This is a genomic window from Mycobacterium sp. SMC-4, from assembly GCF_050205565.1.
Taxonomy (GTDB): Bacteria; Actinomycetota; Actinomycetes; order Mycobacteriales; family Mycobacteriaceae; genus Mycobacterium.
In genome coordinates, this window is sequence record NZ_JBNMQU010000009.1 from 112,410 (window position 1) to 131,774 (window position 19,365).

Annotated in this window: 17 protein-coding genes; 16 read left to right on the forward strand and 1 reads right to left on the reverse strand. The window is 68.8% G+C overall.

Annotated elements, in window-relative coordinates; translation table 11 throughout:
- Positions 1 to 26: 26 nt before the first annotated feature.
- From ACQI46_RS16970 to smc, 14 genes are all read left to right on the forward strand, one after another.
- Positions 27 to 1,133: an alpha/beta hydrolase gene (locus tag ACQI46_RS16970; RefSeq protein ID WP_427095188.1), complete on the forward strand. Its 1,107-nt coding sequence runs from the start codon at positions 27 to 29 to the stop codon at positions 1,131 to 1,133.
- 32 nt (positions 1,134 to 1,165) lie between these two features.
- Entirely contained in the window at positions 1,166 to 1,933 is a 768-nt protein-coding gene (locus tag ACQI46_RS16975; RefSeq protein WP_427095189.1) for a DsbA family protein, read from the forward strand.
- Entirely contained in the window at positions 1,930 to 2,565 is a 636-nt protein-coding gene (locus ACQI46_RS16980; RefSeq protein WP_427095190.1) for a vitamin K epoxide reductase family protein, read from the forward strand. Before ACQI46_RS16975 ends, ACQI46_RS16980 begins: the two co-directional genes overlap by 4 nt.
- Before the next feature lie 79 nt (positions 2,566 to 2,644).
- A complete protein-coding gene (locus tag ACQI46_RS16985; protein WP_427095334.1) occupies positions 2,645 to 6,037 on the forward strand; it encodes a pyruvate carboxylase in 3,393 nt (1,130 codons plus the stop codon).
- On the forward strand, positions 6,034 to 6,600 hold the full coding sequence (gene rsmD / locus ACQI46_RS16990) for a 16S rRNA (guanine(966)-N(2))-methyltransferase RsmD (RefSeq protein WP_427095335.1): 567 nt from the start codon (positions 6,034 to 6,036) through the stop codon (positions 6,598 to 6,600). Before ACQI46_RS16985 ends, rsmD begins: the two co-directional genes overlap by 4 nt.
- A 41-nt stretch (positions 6,601 to 6,641) precedes the next feature.
- A complete protein-coding gene (gene coaD / locus ACQI46_RS16995) occupies positions 6,642 to 7,118 on the forward strand; it encodes a pantetheine-phosphate adenylyltransferase (protein WP_427095191.1) in 477 nt (158 codons plus the stop codon).
- 84 nt (positions 7,119 to 7,202) lie between these two features.
- Complete coding sequence (locus ACQI46_RS17000; protein WP_427095192.1) at positions 7,203 to 7,769, forward strand: hemerythrin domain-containing protein; 567 nt, start codon at positions 7,203 to 7,205, stop codon at positions 7,767 to 7,769.
- A gap of 92 nt (positions 7,770 to 7,861) precedes the next feature.
- Positions 7,862 to 8,599, forward strand: a complete 738-nt coding sequence (gene sepIVA, locus ACQI46_RS17005) for a cell division protein SepIVA (protein ID WP_427095193.1) — start codon at positions 7,862 to 7,864, stop codon at positions 8,597 to 8,599.
- A gap of 58 nt (positions 8,600 to 8,657) precedes the next feature.
- Positions 8,658 to 9,296, forward strand: a complete 639-nt coding sequence (locus tag ACQI46_RS17010) for a YceD family protein (protein ID WP_427095194.1) — start codon at positions 8,658 to 8,660, stop codon at positions 9,294 to 9,296.
- Positions 9,293 to 9,994 carry a ribonuclease III gene (gene rnc / locus ACQI46_RS17015; RefSeq protein WP_427095195.1) on the forward strand — a complete coding sequence of 234 codons (702 nt, stop codon included), beginning with the start codon at positions 9,293 to 9,295 and terminating at the stop codon, positions 9,992 to 9,994. The genes ACQI46_RS17010 and rnc overlap by 4 nt, the downstream gene beginning before the upstream one ends.
- Positions 9,995 to 10,012: 18 nt before the next feature.
- Positions 10,013 to 10,888 (forward strand): bifunctional DNA-formamidopyrimidine glycosylase/DNA-(apurinic or apyrimidinic site) lyase, encoded by an 876-nt coding sequence (gene mutM / locus ACQI46_RS17020; RefSeq protein WP_427095196.1) that lies wholly within the window; start codon positions 10,013 to 10,015, stop codon positions 10,886 to 10,888.
- Between the two features lie 93 nt (positions 10,889 to 10,981).
- Positions 10,982 to 11,398, forward strand: coding sequence for an OsmC family protein (locus ACQI46_RS17025; protein WP_427095197.1), 417 nt, complete (start codon positions 10,982 to 10,984; stop codon positions 11,396 to 11,398).
- Complete coding sequence (locus ACQI46_RS17030; protein WP_427095336.1) at positions 11,398 to 11,682, forward strand: acylphosphatase; 285 nt, start codon at positions 11,398 to 11,400, stop codon at positions 11,680 to 11,682. Before ACQI46_RS17025 ends, ACQI46_RS17030 begins: the two co-directional genes overlap by 1 nt.
- 26 nt (positions 11,683 to 11,708) lie before the next feature.
- Entirely contained in the window at positions 11,709 to 15,296 is a 3,588-nt protein-coding gene (gene smc, locus ACQI46_RS17035) for a chromosome segregation protein SMC (protein WP_427095198.1), read from the forward strand.
- A 4-nt stretch (positions 15,297 to 15,300) separates the two neighbouring features.
- Here the strand turns inward: smc and fni are convergent, their stop codons facing one another.
- Entirely contained in the window at positions 15,301 to 16,329 is a 1,029-nt protein-coding gene (fni, locus tag ACQI46_RS17040) for a type 2 isopentenyl-diphosphate Delta-isomerase (protein ID WP_427095199.1), read from the reverse strand.
- Positions 16,330 to 16,368: 39 nt separating this feature from the next.
- Between fni and ftsY the strand changes: the two genes are divergently transcribed.
- Positions 16,369 to 17,796 carry a signal recognition particle-docking protein FtsY gene (gene ftsY, locus ACQI46_RS17045; protein WP_427095337.1) on the forward strand — a complete coding sequence of 476 codons (1,428 nt, stop codon included), beginning with the start codon at positions 16,369 to 16,371 and terminating at the stop codon, positions 17,794 to 17,796.
- Positions 17,797 to 18,004: 208 nt separating this feature from the next.
- Positions 18,005 to 19,357 (forward strand): ammonium transporter, encoded by a 1,353-nt coding sequence (locus ACQI46_RS17050; protein WP_427095200.1) that lies wholly within the window; start codon positions 18,005 to 18,007, stop codon positions 19,355 to 19,357.
- Positions 19,358 to 19,365: the final 8 nt, after the last annotated feature.

A 19,365-nucleotide genomic window follows, 5' to 3' on the forward strand; every position in this document is an offset into this window, starting at 1 on the left:
TGCGCCGGACCTGGGAGGGAGCAACCATGACCACCGTTGAACGGCAGACCGTGCGACCGTCGGCGGCCGAGTTCTCCGCCAGGGAGACCCTGACCAACAAGTTCGCCGGCCTGACCCTGCGCGCGATGCCTCATGTTCCCGACCGTCTCAAGCGGCTGATGTTGGGTGGACGTGCCGTGGTCATCGATGGCAACACCCTCGACGTCACCATGCAGTTGATGCTGGCGGGGCAGCAGATGATGGGTTTGGACGGGCTGGTCGGGGACGACGATCCCGTCGTCGCGCGGGCCCAGCTCGAACAGTTGGCAGACGGCTTCCGGCAGCACATCCCGGTCGCCGGGGTGAGCGATCTCACGGTCGACGGCGCCGAGGGGCTGCGGGACGCCCGGCATTACCGGACCGACGCGGCCGACGCACCGCTGCTGGTGTTCTTCCACGGTGGCGGTCACGTGATCGGCAGCATCGACTCCCACGATGACCTGTGCCGCGAGATCTGCCGCGCCGGACGAGTCCATGTCCTGTCGGTGGACTACCGGATGGCGCCGGAGCACAAGGCGCCGGCCGGCGCCGAGGACGCCTTCGCGGCCTACAAATGGGCGCTCGCCCACGCGGCCGAACTGGGCGCAGATCCGCGACGCGTCGCCGTCGGCGGCGACAGCGCCGGAGCGAACCTGTCGGCATTGGTGACATTGCGCGCCCGCGAACAAGGTGTGCCGCAGCCGGCGCTGCAGCTGCTGTTCTACCCGGTGACCGACTACGCGGGCCAGACCCGGTCGCGGACCCTGTTCTCGAACGGTTTCTTCCTGACCCAGCACGACATCGACTGGTTCACCGCCTGTCTTCTCGACGGTGCGGAGGTGACGACCGGCGATCCCCGGGTGTCGCCGCTGCTGGCCGACGACCTGTCGGGACTGGCCCCGGCGCTGCTCGTCACCGCCGGCTTCGACCCGCTGCGAGACGAGGGCAGGCTCTACGCCGAGGCGCTGCGCGCCGCGGGCACGCCGGTCGACTTCCGCGAGTACGGCTCACTGATCCACGGGTTCGCCAACTTCTTCCCGCTGGGCGGAGACAGCGCCATCGCGGTCAAAGAGGTGATCTCGGCGATGCGGGCGCATCTGAGCCACACCGGATAAGCACCTCCGAACGCGCCGGTACGCTGTTCCACGTGGCGAACAAACCCAAGAAGAGCGCGCGGTATGACCTCAAGGCCGCCGATCGCAAGCGCAATCTTTTCGTACAGATCGGTCTGACGTCGGTCGTGGTCGTGTTCGCCGTCGCGCTGGTCCTCTACATCGTGATGTCGGCAGACGACAAGCCCACCGCCGGTGAGACGAAGTCGGTGCGCGTGGCCTCCAACAGCGTCATCACCAAGGACGGCACCGACGAGCCCAAGGCTGTCGTGTCGATCTACGAAGACTTCCTGTGCCCGCACTGCGGGGCGTTCGAGCAGCAGTTCGGCCCCACGATCAACAAGCTCGTCGACGCCGGAGCGATCGCGGCCGACTACTACATGGTGGGGATCCTCGATCGGCCGCAGAACAAGAACTACCCGTCACGGGCCGGTGCTGCGGCGTACTGCGTCGCCGACGAGTCCGTCGACGCGTTCCGCCGCTTCCACGCCGCGCTCTTCGCCCAGCAGCCCGGTGAGGTCGGCGCTGCCTATCCGGACAACAAGCGCCTCATCGAGGTGGCCCGCCAGGCCGGTGTGACCGGATCCGTGCCCGACTGCATCAACAAGGGCACCTACGAGGACATGGTCCGCGGTCTGGCCTCGGCCACCGGGATCAAGTCCACCCCGTCGGTGCGCATCAACGGCGAGGACTACCAATACAGCACCCCCGAGGCGCTGGTCGCGAAGATCAAGGAGATCGTCGGCGACGTGCCCGGCCTCGAAGCCGCCCCGCCGGCGGCGGACCCGGTCCCGGCGTCATGACCACGGCCGCGACCGACACCGTCGAATCGACCGATCCGACGGTCGACGACCCGGCTCAGGTCGCGGTGCCCCGCAGCAGCGCGCTGTGGGTGTTGATCGCCGGCATCGCCGGCTTGGCGGCAGCGCTGACGCTCACCGTCGAGAAGATCGAACTGCTGATCAACCCCGACTACATCCCGTCCTGCAGCATCAACCCGGTGCTGTCGTGCGGCTCGGTGATGGTCACTCCGCAGGCCTCGCTCTTCGGTTTCCCGAACCCGCTCATCGGCATCGTGTCGTTCACCGTCGTCGTGGTCACCGGGGTGCTGGCCCTGGCCAACGTTCGGCTGCCCCGCTGGTACTGGGGTGGCCTGGCCGTGGGCTCGTTGCTGGGTACGGTGTTCGTGCACTGGCTGATCTTCCAGAGCCTGTACCGCATCGGCGCGCTGTGCCCGTACTGCATGGTCGTGTGGGCGGTGATGGTGCCGCTGCTGGTGGTCACCACGGTGGTGGCGCTGCGTCCGCACCTGTCCGGCAACGCCGTGGTCAGGACCCTGCACACCTGGCGCTGGTCGCTGGTGGCGCTGTGGTTCACCGCGGTCTTGTTGCTGATCCTCGAGCGGTTCTGGAGCTACTGGTCGACGCTGCTGTGACCAAGCGTTCTCTTCACACCGGCGACGCCGGCTTCTGTGAGGTTGACCTGCGAGGTTAAGGTGAACCGTGACCGGTCGGATCTCCAAAGTCCTTGTCGCCAATCGTGGTGAGATCGCCATCCGCGCGTTCCGCGCCGCCTACGAGATGGGCATCGCGACCGTCGCGGTGTACCCGTACGAGGACCGCAATTCGCTGCATCGACTCAAAGCCGACGAGTCCTATCAGATCGGCGAGACCGGCCATCCGGTGCGGGCCTACCTGTCCGTCGACGAGATCATGCGGGTGGCCGTGGCCGCCGGTGCCGACGCGGTCTATCCCGGGTACGGCTTCATGTCGGAGAACCCCGAACTGGCCGCCGCATGCGCGGCGGCGGGCATCACGTTCGTCGGCCCCGGCGCCGACGTCCTCGAACTGACCGGCAACAAGGCCCGCGCCATCGAAGCGGCACGCGCAGCAGGCCTGCCGGTGCTCGAGTCCTCGGAGCCGTCGTCGTCGGTCGACGAGCTGGTCGCGGCCGCCGAGTCGATGGAGTTCCCCCTGTTCGTGAAGGCGGTCTCCGGCGGCGGCGGGCGCGGCATGCGCCGCGTGACCGAGCGCGACGCCCTGGTCGAGGCGATCGAGGCGGCCAGCCGCGAAGCCGAGTCGGCGTTCGGTGATCCGACCGTCTACCTCGAACAGGCTGTCGTGCGTCCCCGGCACATCGAGGTCCAGATCCTCGCCGACACCGCCGGCAACATCATGCACCTGTTCGAGCGCGACTGCAGCGTGCAGCGCAGGCACCAGAAGGTGATCGAGCTGGCGCCGGCCCCGAACCTGCCCGAGGAACTGCGGGCCAGGATCTGCGACGACGCCGTCGCGTTCGCCCGTCAGATCGGCTACACCTGTGCCGGCACCGTCGAGTTCCTGCTCGACGAGCGCGGGCACCACGTCTTCATCGAGTGCAATCCGCGCATCCAGGTCGAACACACCGTCACCGAGGAGATCACCGACGTCGACCTGGTCGCCAGCCAGCTGCGTATCGCTGCGGGGGAGACGCTGGCCGACCTGGGACTGGGCCAGGACATGCTGACCGCGCCACGGGGCTTCGCGATGCAGTGCCGGATCACCACCGAGGACCCGGCCAACGGGTTCCGCCCGGACACCGGCCGGATCACCGCGTACCGCTCGCCCGGCGGTGCCGGTATCCGGCTCGACGGTGGAACGCACCTGGGTGCCGAGATCGGCGCCCACTTCGACTCGATGCTGGTCAAATTGACTTGTCGCGGAAGGGATTTCGATGCCGCAGCGGCGCGGGCCCACCGCGCGTTGGCGGAGTTCCGCGTCCGCGGTGTGTCGACGAACATTCCGTTCCTGCAGGCTGTCATCGACGACCCCGATTTCCGGGCCGGCCAGATCAACACATCGTTCATCGACGATCGTCCCTACCTGCTCACCGCGCGCACGACTGCCGACCGCGGCACCAAGATCCTGAACTATCTGGCCGATGTGACCGTCAACCAGCCGCACGGCCCGCGGCAGTCGGCGGTCTACGCGCAGGACAAGCTGCCGCAGATCGATCTCGACAGCATGCCGCCGCGGGGGAGCAAGCACCTGCTCACCGAAGTCGGCCCGGAAGGCTTCGCCCGGTGGATGCGCGAATCCCGCTCCGTCGGCGTCACCGACACCACCTTCCGCGATGCCCACCAGTCGCTGCTGGCCACCCGGATCCGGACATCCGGCCTGCTGATGGTTGCCCCGTACATCGCGCGAATGACCCCGCAGCTGCTCTCGATCGAATGCTGGGGCGGCGCGACCTACGATGTGGCGCTGCGGTTCCTGAAGGAAGACCCGTGGGAACGGCTGGCGGCGCTGCGCGAAGCGGTGCCCAACGTCTGCCTGCAGATGCTGCTGCGCGGCCGCAACACCGTCGGGTACACCCCGTACCCCGAGGAGGTCACCCACGCGTTCGTGCAGGAAGCCACAGCGACGGGCATCGACATCTACCGCATCTTCGACGCGCTCAACAACGTCGAGTCGATGCGTCCGGCCATCGACGCGGTGCGGGAAACCGGCACGGCCGTCGCCGAAGTCGCGATGAGCTACACCGGCGACCTGTCCGACCCCGCCGAGACCCTATACACGCTGGACTACTACCTGCGTCTGGCCGAGCAGATCGTCGAGGCCGGCGCCCATGTGCTGGCGATCAAGGACATGGCCGGGCTGCTGCGTCCGCCCGCCGCTGCCACCCTGGTCCGCGCGCTGCGCAGCCGCTTCGACCTGCCGGTGCATGTGCACACCCACGACACCCCGGGCGGTCAGCTGGCCACCTACCTGGCGGCCTGGCAAGCCGGCGCCAGCGCTGTCGACGGTGCTTCGGCGCCGTTGGCGGGCACCACCAGCCAGCCTGCGCTCAGTTCGATCGTCGCGGCCGCAGCGCACACCGAGTACGACACCGGGTTGTCGCTGGACGCCGTGTGCGACCTGGAGCCGTATTGGGAGGCGCTGCGAAAGGTGTACGCACCCTTCGATGTTGCAGCAGCCGGTCCGCCCGCCCCGACCGGTCGTGTCTACCGGCACGAGATCCCGGGCGGGCAGCTGTCGAACCTGCGGCAGCAGGCCATCGCGCTGGGGCTCGGTGACCGCTTCGAAGACATCGAGGCGGCGTATGCGGCGGCCGACCGCGTCCTCGGGCGGCTGGTCAAGGTGACGCCGTCGTCGAAGGTGGTCGGTGACCTGGCGCTGGCGCTGGTGGGCGCCGGGATCACCGCCGACGAATTCGCCGCGGAGCCCGACAGATTCGACATTCCGGATTCGGTGATCGGATTCCTGCGTGGTGAGCTCGGGGACCCGCCGGGTGGCTGGCCCGAGCCGCTGCGCAGCAAGGCGTTGGCCGGTCGCGCGCCGGCCAAACCTCCCACCGAGTTGAGCGCCGAAGACGAGAATCTGTTGTCGCAGCCCGGCGCCAAGCGGCAGGCGACGCTGAACCGGCTCCTGTTCCCAGGACCCACCAAGGAATACGAGGCCCACCGAGAGCTCTACGGCGACACGTCGAGCCTGTCGGCCAACCAGTTCTTCTACGGGCTGCGGCACGGTGAGGAACACCGCGTCACGCTCGAGCGTGGCGTCGAGTTGCTCATCGGTCTGGAAGCCGTCTCCGACGCCGACGAACGTGGTTTGCGCACGGTGATGTGCATCATCAACGGTCAGCTGCGCCCAGTGGTGGTGCGGGACCGCAACGTCGCCAGCGAGGTGCCCACCGCCGAGAAGGCCGACCGCAAGAATCCCGACCACGTCGCGGCCCCGTTCGCGGGTGTGGTGAGTGTGACTGTGGCAGAAGGTGATTCGGTGAGCGCAGGACAGACCATCGCAACCATCGAGGCGATGAAGATGGAAGCGGCGATCACCGCGCCCAAGGCCGGCACCGTCGAACGGGTCGCCGTCGGAGCCACCGCCCAGGTGGAGGGCGGGGATCTGCTGGTGGTGGTGAACTGACCCGCATCATCGCCGGCACGTTCGGAGGCCGACGAATCGCGGTGCCGCAGCACAAGTCCGGGCGTGGCACCCGCCCGACCACCGACCGGGTGCGAGAGTCGCTGTTCAATCTGCTGGCGGCGCGACTCGATTTCGACGGCATCCGTGTGCTCGATCTGTACGCCGGCAGCGGTGCGCTCGGACTCGAGGCGTTGTCGCGCGGCGCGGCGTCGGTGCTGCTCGTCGAGTCCGACGCCAAAGCGGCCGCGGTGATCGAACGCAACATCGCCGCGCTGGGCGCCGCCGGTGCCGTCGTGCGCCGCGCAGCCGTGGCCACCGTGCTCACCGGCCCCGCCACCCGCCCCGCCGATCTGGTGGTGGCCGACCCGCCCTACGAGCTGTCGAACACCGAGGTGGAGACGGTCCTCGCGCTGCTGACCGACAACGGCTGGACGGCGCCGGGAACCCTCGCGGTGATCGAACGGCCCGCCGGCGCTGCGGAACTGGACTGGCCGCAGCACTGGTCGGTGGGCAAGCCGCGACGCTACGGCGACACCCGCATCGAACTTGCCGAGCGCCAGTGAGGTCGGCGCACCGCACAGGCGGGCTGCTAGCGTCGGACGCCATGAGCGGAGCGGTGTGCCCGGGATCCTTCGATCCGGTGACCCTCGGTCACGTCGACGTCTTCGAACGTGCCGCCGCGCAGTTCGACGAGGTCATCGTCGCGGTGCTGATCAATCCGAACAAGAAGGGCATGTTCAGCCTCGAGGAGCGGCTCGCGCTGATCGAGGAGTCGACCGCCCACCTGCCGAACGTGCGGGCCGAATCCGGACAGGGTCTCGTCGTCGACTTCGCGCGGGACCGGGGTCTGACCGCGATCGTCAAAGGCCTGCGCAGCGGCACCGACTTCGAATACGAGTGGCAGATGGCGCAGATGAACAAGCACGTCGCCGGGGTGGACACGTTCTTCGTCGCCGCCACGCCGCGTTACTCGTTCGTCTCGTCGTCGTTGGCCAAGGAGGTCGCCACCCTGGGCGGGGACGTCTCCGATCTGCTGCCCGGGCCGGTCAACGCGCGGCTGCGGGAAAAACTGCGCGGTTGAGCACGTCGCCTGCGGGTACGTCCACCGGTGACGACGCACAGCCCATTCGCGCCGTCATCCTCGACTCACCCGGAGGTGCCTGCCGTGGCGCAAACATTTGTCCAATCCACCGATGACGTCGTCGCGTTCCTGAGGGATCAGCACAACCTGATCAAGGACATGTTCGACGACGTACTGCATGCTTCGGCAACCGAAGCCCGTCAGAAGGCCTTCACCGATCTGCGGCAGTTGCTCGCGGTCCACGAGACGGCCGAGGAGATGGTGGTGCATCCGCGGGCGCGCCGCGAGATCGAGTCCGGGGACACGATCGTCGACGCGCGTCTCGAGGAGGAGCACGCGGCCAAACAGCAGCTCTCTGCGCTCGAAGACATGGACATCGCGTCCGACGAGTTCATCGCGGAGCTGACGAAATTCCGCGACGCGGTGCTCCAGCACGCCTTCAACGAAGAGGCCGAGGAGTTCCCCAAGCTCAAGCGCGAACTCGACGCCGACGACCTCAAGAGCATGGCTGCGGCCGTCCGCGCGGCCGAGGCCATCGCGCCGACCCGGCCGCACCCGGGGGTGGAGTCGGCCAAGCTGAACTTCGCGGTGGGGCCGTTCGCATCGATGCTCGACCGTGCGCGCGACGCCATCAGTGCGGCGTTGCGCTGAGGCCGGGGCGACACACCGGGACGCAAAAGCCGAGTCACAGCAGTAACACCAGGCACACTGGTCACTAACAACTACGCCTGGAGGGTGTCGCCGTGTACCGAGTTTTCGAAGCACTCGACGAATTGGGTGCCATCGTGGAAGAGGCCCGCGGGGTGCCGATGACCGCAGGCTGCGTCGTGCCCCGGGGCGATGTCCTCGAGCTGATCGACGACATCAAGGACGCCATTCCCGGCGAGCTCGACGACGCCCAGGACGTGCTCGACGCCCGGGACACCATGCTGCGCGAGGCCAAGGAGCACGCCGAGTCCACGGTGTCGACGGCCAACGCCGAAGCCGACTCGATGGTCAACCACGCCCGCGCCGAGGCCGACCGGCTGCTCGCCGATGCCAAGGCGCAAGCCGACCGCATGGTGGCCGAGGCGCGCCAGCACAGCGAGCGCATGGTCGTCGAGGCCCGCGAGGAGGCCGCACGGATCGCGGCCACCGCCAAGCGGGAGTACGAAGCCAGCACCGGCCGGGCCAAGTCGGAGGCCGACCGTCTGATCGAGAGCGGAAACCTCGCCTACGAGAAGGCCGTCCAGGAAGGCATCAAGGAGCAGCAGCGACTGGTCTCGCAGACCGAGGTGGTGGCCACCGCGACCGCCGAGGCGACACGGATGATCGACGCCGCACACTCCGAGGCCGACCGGCTGCGCGGCGAATGCGACATCTACGTCGACAGCAAGCTCGCCGAGTTCGAGGAGTTCCTCAACGGAACGCTGCGCTCGGTGGGCCGCGGCCGTCATCAATTGCGGACCGCGGCGGGAACACACGACTACGTGTCGCGCTGACCGCCACCCCGCGGGGCGGCGGCTGAACCGGTTCCCACCTCGCCGTACGATGACGGACATGGCGACGCACGCAGGCGCGGCGCACCGGGGGTCACGGTCGCCGCTGGCGATCAACATTTCTCGCCTCGGTCGGCGGCCGGGTTCGATGATGACAGTGCAGACCACGGTGCCGAACCCGACCCGGATCGGGCTGGAGCTCATCGCCGTCGAAGAGGGCGCACCGCTGGAGCTGGACCTGCGGCTGCAGTCGGTGTCCGAGGGCGTTCTGGTCTCGGGCACGGTGTCCGGACCCACCGTCGGTGAGTGTGCGCGCTGCCTGACACCGCTGCACGGCGACGTGGAGATCGAGATCACCGAACTGTTCGCCTATCCGGACAGCACCACCGACGAGACCACCGAGGAAGACGAACTGCCGCGGGTGTCCCGTGACGGGGGCGCCGACACCGTCGAGCTGGAGCAGCCGATCATCGACGCGATCGGGCTGGTGCTGCCGTTCTCGCCGGTGTGCGGTCCCGACTGCCAAGGGTTGTGCCCGGAGTGCGGAGTGCCGCTGGCCACCGCCGAACCGGGTCACCACCACGAGAAGATCGACCCGCGGTGGGCGAAGCTGGCCGAGCTCCGCGAGCAGAACACGCCCGAGCTCCGCGAGCAGAACACTCCCGAGCTCCGCGAGCAGAACACTGGAGAAGACTCGTGACGGTGGACCGCGCGCCCCTGCTCGAGGCGCTCGGTATCGACCTGCCCGACGAGCTGCTGACCATCGCGCTGACCCATCGCAGCTATTCCTACGAGAACGGTGGACTGCCCACCAACGAGCGGCTGGAGTTCCTCGGCGACTCGGTGCTGGGCCTGACCATCACCGAGGAGCTCTACCACCGCCACCCTGACCGTTCCGAGGGCGACCTGGCCAAGCTGCGGGCGAGCATCGTCAACACGCAGGCGCTCGCCGAGGTCGGCCGGCGCCTCTCCGACAAGGGGCTGGGCGCCTATCTGCTGCTGGGCAAGGGTGAGGAGAACTCCGGCGGCGCCGACAAGTCGAGCATCCTCGCCGACGGCGTCGAATCTCTGCTCGGCGCAGTGTATTTGGAACACGGTGCGATGGTCGCCAGGGAGGTGATCCTGCGGCTGTTCGGCACACTGCTCGACACCGCACCGACGCTGGGTGCGGGACTGGACTGGAAGAGCAGCCTGCAGGAGCTGACCGCATCGCGCGGGCTGGGTGTGCCGACCTACGTCGTCACCTCCACCGGACCCGACCACGACAAGGAGTTCAGCGCCACCGTCGTCGTCGGCGAGGTGGAGCGCGGCGCGGGGGTGGGCAGGACCAAGAAGGAAGCCGAGCTCAAAGCGGCAGCCGCCGCCTGGAACGCACTGAACGCGCTGAACCAGGCGTGATCGGTAGGCTGCGACGTCATGCCTGAGCTGCCGGAGGTCGAGGTCGTCCGCCGGGGGCTCGACGAGCACGTCACCGGGCGCACCATCACCGCGGTGCGGGTGCATCATCCGCGGGCGGTGCGCCGCCACGAGGCCGGCCCTGCGGACCTGACGGCGCGTCTGTTGAACGCGACGATCACCGGCACCGGCCGCCGCGGCAAGTACCTGTGGTTGTCGCTGGGAACCGATACCGCACTGGTCGTGCACCTGGGAATGAGCGGGCAGATGCTCTTGGGTTCGCGTACGCCGGGAGCACAGACGAGTTCCGTCCCCAACGAGAACCATCTGCGCATCGCGACTCTGCTCGACGACGGCACGACGATGAGCTTCGTCGACCAACGCACGTTCGGCGGGTGGATGGTCGCCGACATGGTGACCGTCGACGGCACCGCCGTGCCGGAGCCGGTGGCCCACATCGCCCGTGACCCGCTCGATCCGTTGTTCGACCGCGAGGCGGTGGTGAAGGTGTTGCGCGGCAAGAATTCCGAGATCAAGCGGCAGCTACTCGACCAGACGGTGGTCTCCGGCATCGGCAACATCTACGCCGACGAGGCGCTGTGGCGCGCGAAGGTCAACGGCGCACGGCCGGCCTCAGCGCTGTCGCGGCCGAAACTGCGCGAGCTGCTCGACGCGGCCGCTGCGGTGATGACCGATGCGCTGGGCGAGGGTGGCACGTCGTTCGACTCGCTGTATGTCAACGTCAACGGCGAGTCGGGGTACTTCGACCGGTCGCTGGATGCCTACGGGCGCGAGGGCCAGGCGTGTCGCCGGTGCGGTGCGGTGATCAGGCGCGACAAGTTCATGAACCGGTCGTCGTTCTACTGTCCGCGCTGCCAGCCTCGCCCCCGCACCTAGCGCCGAAATTGCATTCCACGCGCGTCAAACCGCGACTTGACGCGCGTGGAATGCAATTTCGGCGGAGGTTGGGGAGGTTGTAGAAATGGAGCCATGACCGAACTGTGGGTGGAGCGCACCGGAGTACGCCGCTATACGGGCCACAGCTCGCGAGGCGCCGAGGTGCTCGTGGGCTCCGAGGACGTCGAGGGTGTGTTCACTCCCGGCGAGCTGCTCAAGATCGCGCTGGCCGCCTGCAGCGGCATGGCCAGCGATCAGCCGCTGCGGCGCCGGCTCGGCGACGACTATCGGGCCACTGTGCGGGTCTCCGGTGCGGCCGACCGTGATCAGGAGCGCTACCCGCGCCTGGAGGAAGTGCTCGAGCTGGACCTGTCACGACTCGACCCGCAGGAACTGGCCCGGCTGCTGACCGTGGTCGACCGCGCCGTCGACCAGGTGTGCACAGTGGGACGTACGTTGAAAAGCGGTACGCAAGTGACGTTTGAGGTCAAAGATGTTGGACGACAATGATGTTGGACGACAATGACGTCCGGTTGGACGCGTGGGTGCACGGCCGCGTCCAGGGAGTGGGTTTCCGCTGGTGGACGCGGTCGAGGGCGCTGGAACTGGGGCTGACAGGGTTCGCGGCCAACAAGCCCGACGGGCGGGTTCATGTACGCGCCCAGGGCCCGCGCGCTGCCTGCGAACAGCTGCTTGACCTGCTGAATTCCGGTGACACCCCCGGTCAGGTCGACAAGGTCGTCTCGGACTGGTCCGACCCCGCCGACGCGATCGCCGGCTTCACCGAGCGCTGACGTGCGCGGCGGTAGGGTTTGACGTCATGCATCTGAAGAGTCTGACGCTGAAGGGCTTCAAGTCCTTCGCCTCGCCGACGACTCTGCGTTTCGAGCCCGGCATCACCTGCGTCGTCGGCCCCAACGGCTCCGGGAAGTCCAACGTCGTCGACGCGCTTACGTGGGTGATGGGGGAGCAGGGCGCCAAGACCCTGCGCGGCGGCAAGATGGAGGACGTCATCTTCGCCGGCACGTCGTCACGCGCGCCGTTGGGCCGCGCCGAGGTGACGTTGACCATCGACAACTCCGACAACGCGCTGCCCATCGAGTACTCCGAGGTGTCGATCACCCGCCGGGTGTTCCGCGACGGTGCGGGCGAGTACGAAATCAACGGCAGCCGTTGCCGTTTGGCCGACGTGCAGGAGCTGCTGTCGGATTCGGGCATCGGCCGCGAGATGCACGTCATCGTCGGTCAGGGCAAGCTCGCCGAGATCCTCGAATCCCGGCCCGAAGACCGGCGTGCCTTCATCGAGGAAGCCGCCGGTGTGCTCAAGCACCGCAAGCGCAAAGAGAAGGCGGTGCGCAAGCTCGACTCGATGTCGGCCAACCTCGCGCGGCTGACCGACCTGACCACCGAACTGCGGCGCCAGCTCAAGCCGTTGGGCCGCCAGGCCGAGATGGCGCGCCGCGCCCAGACCATCCAGGCCGACCTGCGTGACGCCCGGCTGCGACTGGCCGCCGACGACCTGGTGGCTCGCAAAGCGGAGTTCGACGACAGCAATCAGGCCGAAACGGCGTTGCGCCGCGAACATGACCAGCTCAGCGAGCGGTTGGGCGAACGCGGCGCCGAACTGGAAGCGCACGAGGCCGCCGTCGAAGAGCTCAGTGAACGCGCCGATGCCGCGCAGCAGCGCTGGTTCCGGCTCTCCGCACTGGCCGAACGGGTCGGCGCCACCGTGCGCATCGCCAGCGAGCGCGCCCAACATCTCGACGCCGAACCGGAACGCTCCGGTGGACCCGACCCCGACGAGCTGGAGGCCCAGGCCGACGCGGTTGCCGAACAGGAACGCCAACTCCTCGAAGAGCTGGCCGAGTCGCGCGAACGCCTCGACGCCGCCCGCGCCGAGCTGGCCGACCGGGAACAGGCCGCGGCAGAAGCCGAGCGCGCCCACATGGCCGCGGCCCGCGCCGAAGCCGACCGCCGGGAAGGGCTGGCACGTCTGTCGGGCCAGGTGGACACCATGCGGACGCGCGTCGAGTCGATCGACGAGACCGTCGCACGGCTGTCGGCGGCCATCGACGAGGCGGCCCAACGCGCCCAGCAGACGCAGGCCGAGTTCGAGACCGTGCAGGGCCGCGTCGGTGAACTGGACGCCGGCGAGCTCGGGCTCGACGAACACCACGACCGCACGGTGTCCGCGCTGCGCCTGGCCGACGAACGCGTCGCCGAGCTGCAGGCCGCCGAACGCGCGGCCGAACGCCGGGTCGCGTCGCTGCAGGCGCGCATCGACGCGCTCTCGGTCGGGTTGGAGCGCAAGGACGGCGCGGCGTGGTTGCAGGAAAACCTCGACGGCGCCGGACTTTTCGGTTCGATCGCCGGCCTGGTCAAGGTTCGGCAGGGCCACGAGGTGGCGATCGCCGCGGTGCTGGGGGCCGCAGCCGACGCGCTGGCCGCCGAGAACAGCGGTGCCGCGCGCGATGCGCTGGCGGCGCTGAAAGACTCCGACGGCGGCCGGGCCACCCTGGTGCTCGGGGACTGGCCCGCACCGGCGGCCGCCGAGACGGTGTCGCTGCCGGCCGGGGCGCAGTGGGCCGTCGACCTGGTCGACCCCGCGCCGCGCGTGCAGGGCGCGATCACCGGGCTGCTCGCCGACGTCGCGGTGGTCTCCGATCTCGCTTCGGCTCTGGATCTCGTTGCCGCCCAACCTGATCTGCGCGCGGTCACTGCCGACGGTGATCTGGTCGGCGCCGGCTGGGTCACCGGCGGGTCCGATCGCAAACCGAGCACGCTGGAGATCACCTCGGAGGTCGACAAGGCGCGTGCGGAACTGGCCGACGCGGAACGCCAGACCGCCGAACTGTCCGCGGCGCTGGCCGGCGCGCTGGCCGAGCAGTCCGCCCGCCAGGACGCCGCCGAGCATGCGCTGGCCGCGCTCAACGAATCCGACGCCGCGATCTCGGCGATCTATGAGCAGTTGGGTCGGCTCGGTCAGGATGCGCGCGCCGCGGACGACGAGTGGCAGCGGCTGCTCAAACAGCGCGAGGAACTCGAGGCCAACCGCGCGGGCACCGTCACCGAGCTGCGCGAACTCGAGCAACGACTGCACAACGCGCAGCAGGAACCGATGTTCGAGGCCGAGCCGGTCGACCGGCAGGAGAGCACCGCGGCTGCCGACGCTGCCCGGGCCGCCGAAGTCGAGGCCCGGTTGGCGGTACGTACCGCCGAGGAACGTGCCAATGCCGTTCGGGGGCGGGCGGATTCGCTGCGCCGGGCGGCCGCCGCCGAACGCGAGGCGCGGGTCCGCGCCCGGCAGGCGCGCGAAGCGCGGGTGCGCGCTGCGGCGATGGCCGCCGCGGTGGCGGAGTCCGGACGCCTGGTCGCCCAACGGCTCACCGCAGCGGTGGTCGTGGCGTCCCGTGTGCGCGACGAAGTGGCCGCCGAACGCCAGGTGCGCGCCGGCGCCCTGGCCGCCGCGCGCGACGAGGTCAACGACCTGACTGCCCGCGTCACCGCACTGACCGATGCGCTGCACCGCGACGAGGTCGCCAAAGCGCAAGCGGCCCTTCGCATCGAGCAACTCGAAGAGCAGGTTCTCGAGCAGTTCGGGATGGCCGTCGACGATCTGATCGCCGAGTACGGGCCGTCGGTGCCGCTCCCGCCGACCGAGCTGGAGATGGCCGAGTACGAGCAGGCGCGGGAGCGTGGCGAGCAGGTCACCGCTCCGGCGCCCATGCCGTTCGACCGCCCCACCCAGGAGCGCCGCGCCAAACGGGCCGAACGGGAACTCAAGGAACTCGGCCGGGTCAACCCGCTGGCGCTCGAGGAGTTCGCCGCGCTGGAGGAGCGGTACAACTTCCTGTCCACTCAGCTCGAAGACGTCAAAGGCGCGCGCAAAGACCTGCTCGACGTGATCGCCGAGGTCGACTCCCGCATCCTGCAGGTGTTCGCCGAAGCCTACGCCGACGTGGAACGCGAGTTCTCCCAGGTGTTTACGACACTGTTCCCGGGCGGTGAAGGCCGGTTGCTGCTCACCGACCCGGACGACATGCTGACCACGGGCATCGAGGTCGAGGCGCGCCCGCCGGGCAAGAAGATCAAGCGGCTGTCGCTGCTGTCGGGAGGGGAGAAGTCGCTGACCGCAGTGGCCATGCTGGTTGCGATCTTCCGCGCGCGCCCCTCGCCGTTCTATGTGATGGACGAGGTGGAAGCCGCGCTCGACGATGTCAATCTGCGGCGGTTGATCAGCCTCTTCGAGCAGCTGCGGGAACGGTCCCAGCTGATCGTCATCACACATCAGAAGCCGACGATGGAGGTGGCCGACGCGCTCTACGGCGTGACGATGCGCGGTGACGGCATCACCACGGTCATCTCCCAGCGGTTGCGCGGCCACGAGCTGGTGGCCGCGCCCTCCTGACCCGTCAGTCGATCGCGATCACGCCGCGGCGGCGCAGCGCCCCCAGGTCGGTCGCGCCGCAGCCGTGCAGGCACACCAGGAGTTCGTAGAGGAAGTCCTGCAGCCAGTCGACCACCGCGTTGACCGACTCGATGGCCGGTGACAGCAACGGCCGGGCGATCGCGACCACCTCGGCGCCCATCGCCAGCGCCTTGGCCGCATCCATACCGGTGCGGATGCCGCCCGAGGCCACCAGCGGCATCTCGGGCAGCGCGCGGTGGACCTCGGTGAGCGCCTGTGCGGTCGGGATGCCCCATTCGGCCAGTGCGGGATGCCGCACCTCGCCGTAGCGGACGTACTGCTCGATGCGGGCCCACGACGTGCCGCCCGCGCCGGCGACGTCGATGGCCGCGACGGGGAAGTCGTCGAGTTCGGCGGCCGCCACCGCGCCGAAACCGTGCCCGACCTCTTTGAGCATGACCGGGCAGCCGATCTCGCCGACCACCTCCCGCAGCTGCTCGAGGGAACCGGAGAAGTCGGTGTCGCCGTTGTGCTGCATCGCCTCCTGCAGCGGATTGGTGTGCACGGCGAGCGCGTCGGCGCCCACCTTGTCCAGTGCCGCGACCAGGCCCGGCACCAGGGAACGGTCCAACTGCGCCATCCCGATGTTGCCCACCAACAGGACATCGGGCGCGACGTGGCGCACGTCGAAGCTGGCCGCGGCCACGTCGTCGTCGATCATCACCCGCTGCGAGCCCAGCATCATGCCGAGCCCGAGTTGCTGTGCGGCCGCTGCCAGGTTGCGGTTGATGATTCCGGAGAGCTCCGCGCCGCCGGTCATGGCGCCGATCAGCACCGGTGCCCGCAACTGGTGCCCGAGGAACCGGGTGGCGAGGTCGATGCCGTACAGATCGGTCTGGGTGAGCGCGTTGTACGGCAGCCGGTAGCGCTCGAAGCCGGTGGTGACGGTCTGGTAGTCGACGGCCTCGGTCAGACACACGTCGATGTGCCGGCGTTTGCGGTGTGCCAGGGCGGCCACGGGGTCGAACGTCACCGCGCAGACCCCTGCGACAATGGCCGGGTGACTGAGAGTATCGGGCTGGGCCTGTGGATCGCGATCGCGGTCATCGCTGTACTGCTGATAGTTGCGCTCGTCGTCGGTCTGATGCGGTACCGGCGCCGCCGCATCAGCCTGAAGGCTCCAGACACCGCCACTCCCATCGATCGCTCGGGCGGCTATACCGCGTCTTCGGGTTTCACATTTACCTCATCGGCGCCTGTCGAAACCCCACCGGCGCCGCCGGAACGCATCGACACCACCGGTCTGCCTGCTGTCGGCGATGATGCCACCATTCCGCGCGACGCTCCGAAGCGTCCGATCGCCGATGTCCGCCTGCCTGAGCCGCCGGCGGCCCCGCCGAAGCCGCAACCGCCCGTGGAGCGGGAACCCGAGCCGGCGCCCGTTCCGGAGCCGGAGCCCCTGCCCGAGCCGGAGCCCGAGCCCCTGCCCGAACCGGAGCTCGAACCCGAGCCGGAGCTCGAGCCCGAACCCGAGCCCGAACCGGTCACCGAGGCACCTGCCCCGGAGATCGACGCGATCGCGCCGACCGAAGGGCGCCTCGACCGCCTCCGGGGACGGCTGGCCCGGTCCCAGAACACCCTCGGGCGCAGCATGCTCGGCCTGCTCGGCGGCGGCGACCTCGACGACGAGTCCTGGGAAGAGGTCGAGGACACCCTGTTGATCGCCGATCTGGGACCGGTGGTCACCGAATCCGTCGTCGCCGCGCTGCGCGAGCGGATGGCCAGCAGCCGGGTCCGCACCGAGGCCGACGCCCGCGCGGTGCTGCGTGAGGTGCTGATCTCCGAACTGCAGCCGGGCATGGACCGCGCAATCCGCGCGCTGCCCCACGAGGACAAGCCGTCGGTGCTCCTGGTGGTCGGCGTCAACGGCACCGGCAAGACCACCACGGTGGGCAAGCTGGCGCGCGTGCTGGTCGCCGACGGTCGCCGGGTGGTGCTCGGCGCGGCCGACACCTTCCGCGCCGCGGCAGCCGACCAGCTGGAGACCTGGGCGTCCCGGGTCGGCGCACAAGTGGTGCGCGGGCCCGAAGGCGCCGACCCGGCGTCGGTGGCCTTCGATGCCGTCGACACCGGCGTGTCCTCCGGCGCTGACGTCGTGGTGATCGACACCGCCGGCCGACTGCACACCAAGACCGGTCTGATGGACGAACTGGGCAAGGTCAAGCGGGTGGTCGGCAAGCGCGCCGCGGTCGACGAGGTGCTGCTGGTGCTCGACGCGACGATCGGGCAGAACAGCCTGCCGCAGGCGCGGGTGTTCGCCGAAGTCGTCGACATCACCGGAGTGGTGCTGACCAAACTCGACGGCACCGCCAAGGGCGGCATCGTCTTCCGGGTGCAGCAGGAACTCGGTGTGCCGGTGAAGCTCGTGGGTCTGGGCGAGGGTCCCGACGACCTCGCACCGTTCGAGCCCGCGGCGTTCGTCGACGCGCTTCTGGGGTGATCCCGCAAGCCCGCCGAACGGGTTGCGACTTCGCCGGTCTGCCGCCGCGGCGATCTGCGGGACGCATGGACGAAACACGAGCGTAACGACATCCGCCCGTGCGTTCACGTCGGCGAAACACAACAGAATCACCGGGGAAACGCGCTCGAAAGAGTCTCTTCGGGAGGCCGATCCGCGTCGGCCGTCATCCCAAGGAGGTTCACACAAAGTGGTTCTAGCCTTACCAGACGATGCGTTCCTGCCGTTCGGGCCGGAGGGCCTGAACGCCGGAGACACGGCGTGGGTACTCACGTCGGCCGCGTTGGTGTTGCTCATGACCCCCGGCCTGGCGTTCTTCTACGGCGGCCTGTCGCGACAGAAGTCCGTGCTGAACATGATGATGATGTCGTTCGGCTCGATAGGCGTCGTCAGCGTCATCTACGTGCTCTGGGGTTACTCGATGTCGTTCGCCTCCGCGCACACCGGCGGAAGTGACATCCTCGGCATCTTCGACAACCCCTTCGCACTCTTCGGCCTCAGCCAGCTGACCGAGGTACGCGAGCTCAACGGCGTCGACACCTTCGTCAGCGGCGGCTTCGGTACGGTACCTGCGATCGTCTGGGTGGCGTTCCAGCTGACCTTCGCCGTCATCACCGTCGCCCTGATCAGCGGTGCGGTGGCCGAACGGATGAAGTTCGGCACGTGGCTGGCGTTCGGCGGCATCTGGGTCACCCTGGTGTATTTCCCACTGGCGCATATGGTTTGGGGTGGCGGTCTGCTGTCGGGTTCCGAATCAGGCATCGCGGCAATGCTGTTCGGCGTCGATGACGAAGGGGTGGCCAACGTGTCCCCGATCGACTTCGCCGGTGGCACCGTCGTCCACATCAACGCCGGCATGGCCGCGCTGGTGCTGGCGATCCTGATCGGCAAGCGGACCGGATTCGGCCGGACCCCGTTCCGTCCGCACAACATTCCGTTCGTGATGCTCGGCGCAGCCCTGCTGTGGTTCGGCTGGTTCGGCTTCAACGTCGGCTCCGAAGGTGCTGCGGACATGCTCGCTGGAGCGGTGTGGGTCAACACGACTGCGGCCACTGCCGCGGCCATGCTGGGCTGGTTGCTGGTGGAGAAGATCCGGCACGGCCATGCCACCAGCGTCGGAGCGGCATCGGGCATCGTCGCGGGACTGGTGGCCATCACCCCGGCCTGCGGCTCGCTGAGCGCCATCGGCTCGCTGATCCTCGGTGCGGTGGCCGGTGTGCTGGCCGCGCTGGCGATCTCGATGAAGTACAAGCTCGGGTACGACGATTCGCTCGACGTGGTCGGCGTGCACCTGGTCGCCGGCCTGTGGGGCACCGTCGGCATCGGCTTCCTGGCCACCGAAACCGGCCTGTTCTACGGTGGTGGCATCCAGCAACTCATCGTGCAGATCGTCATCGCCGCCGTTGCGGTGGTGTTCACCGGCGTGATGACCGCGATCATCGCGTTCATCGTCAAGCCTCTGGGATGGCGTGTGTCCAAGGACGACGAGGACACTGGTATCGATGAGACCGAACATGCCGAAACGGCTTACGAGCTCGCCTGATCGGCGAC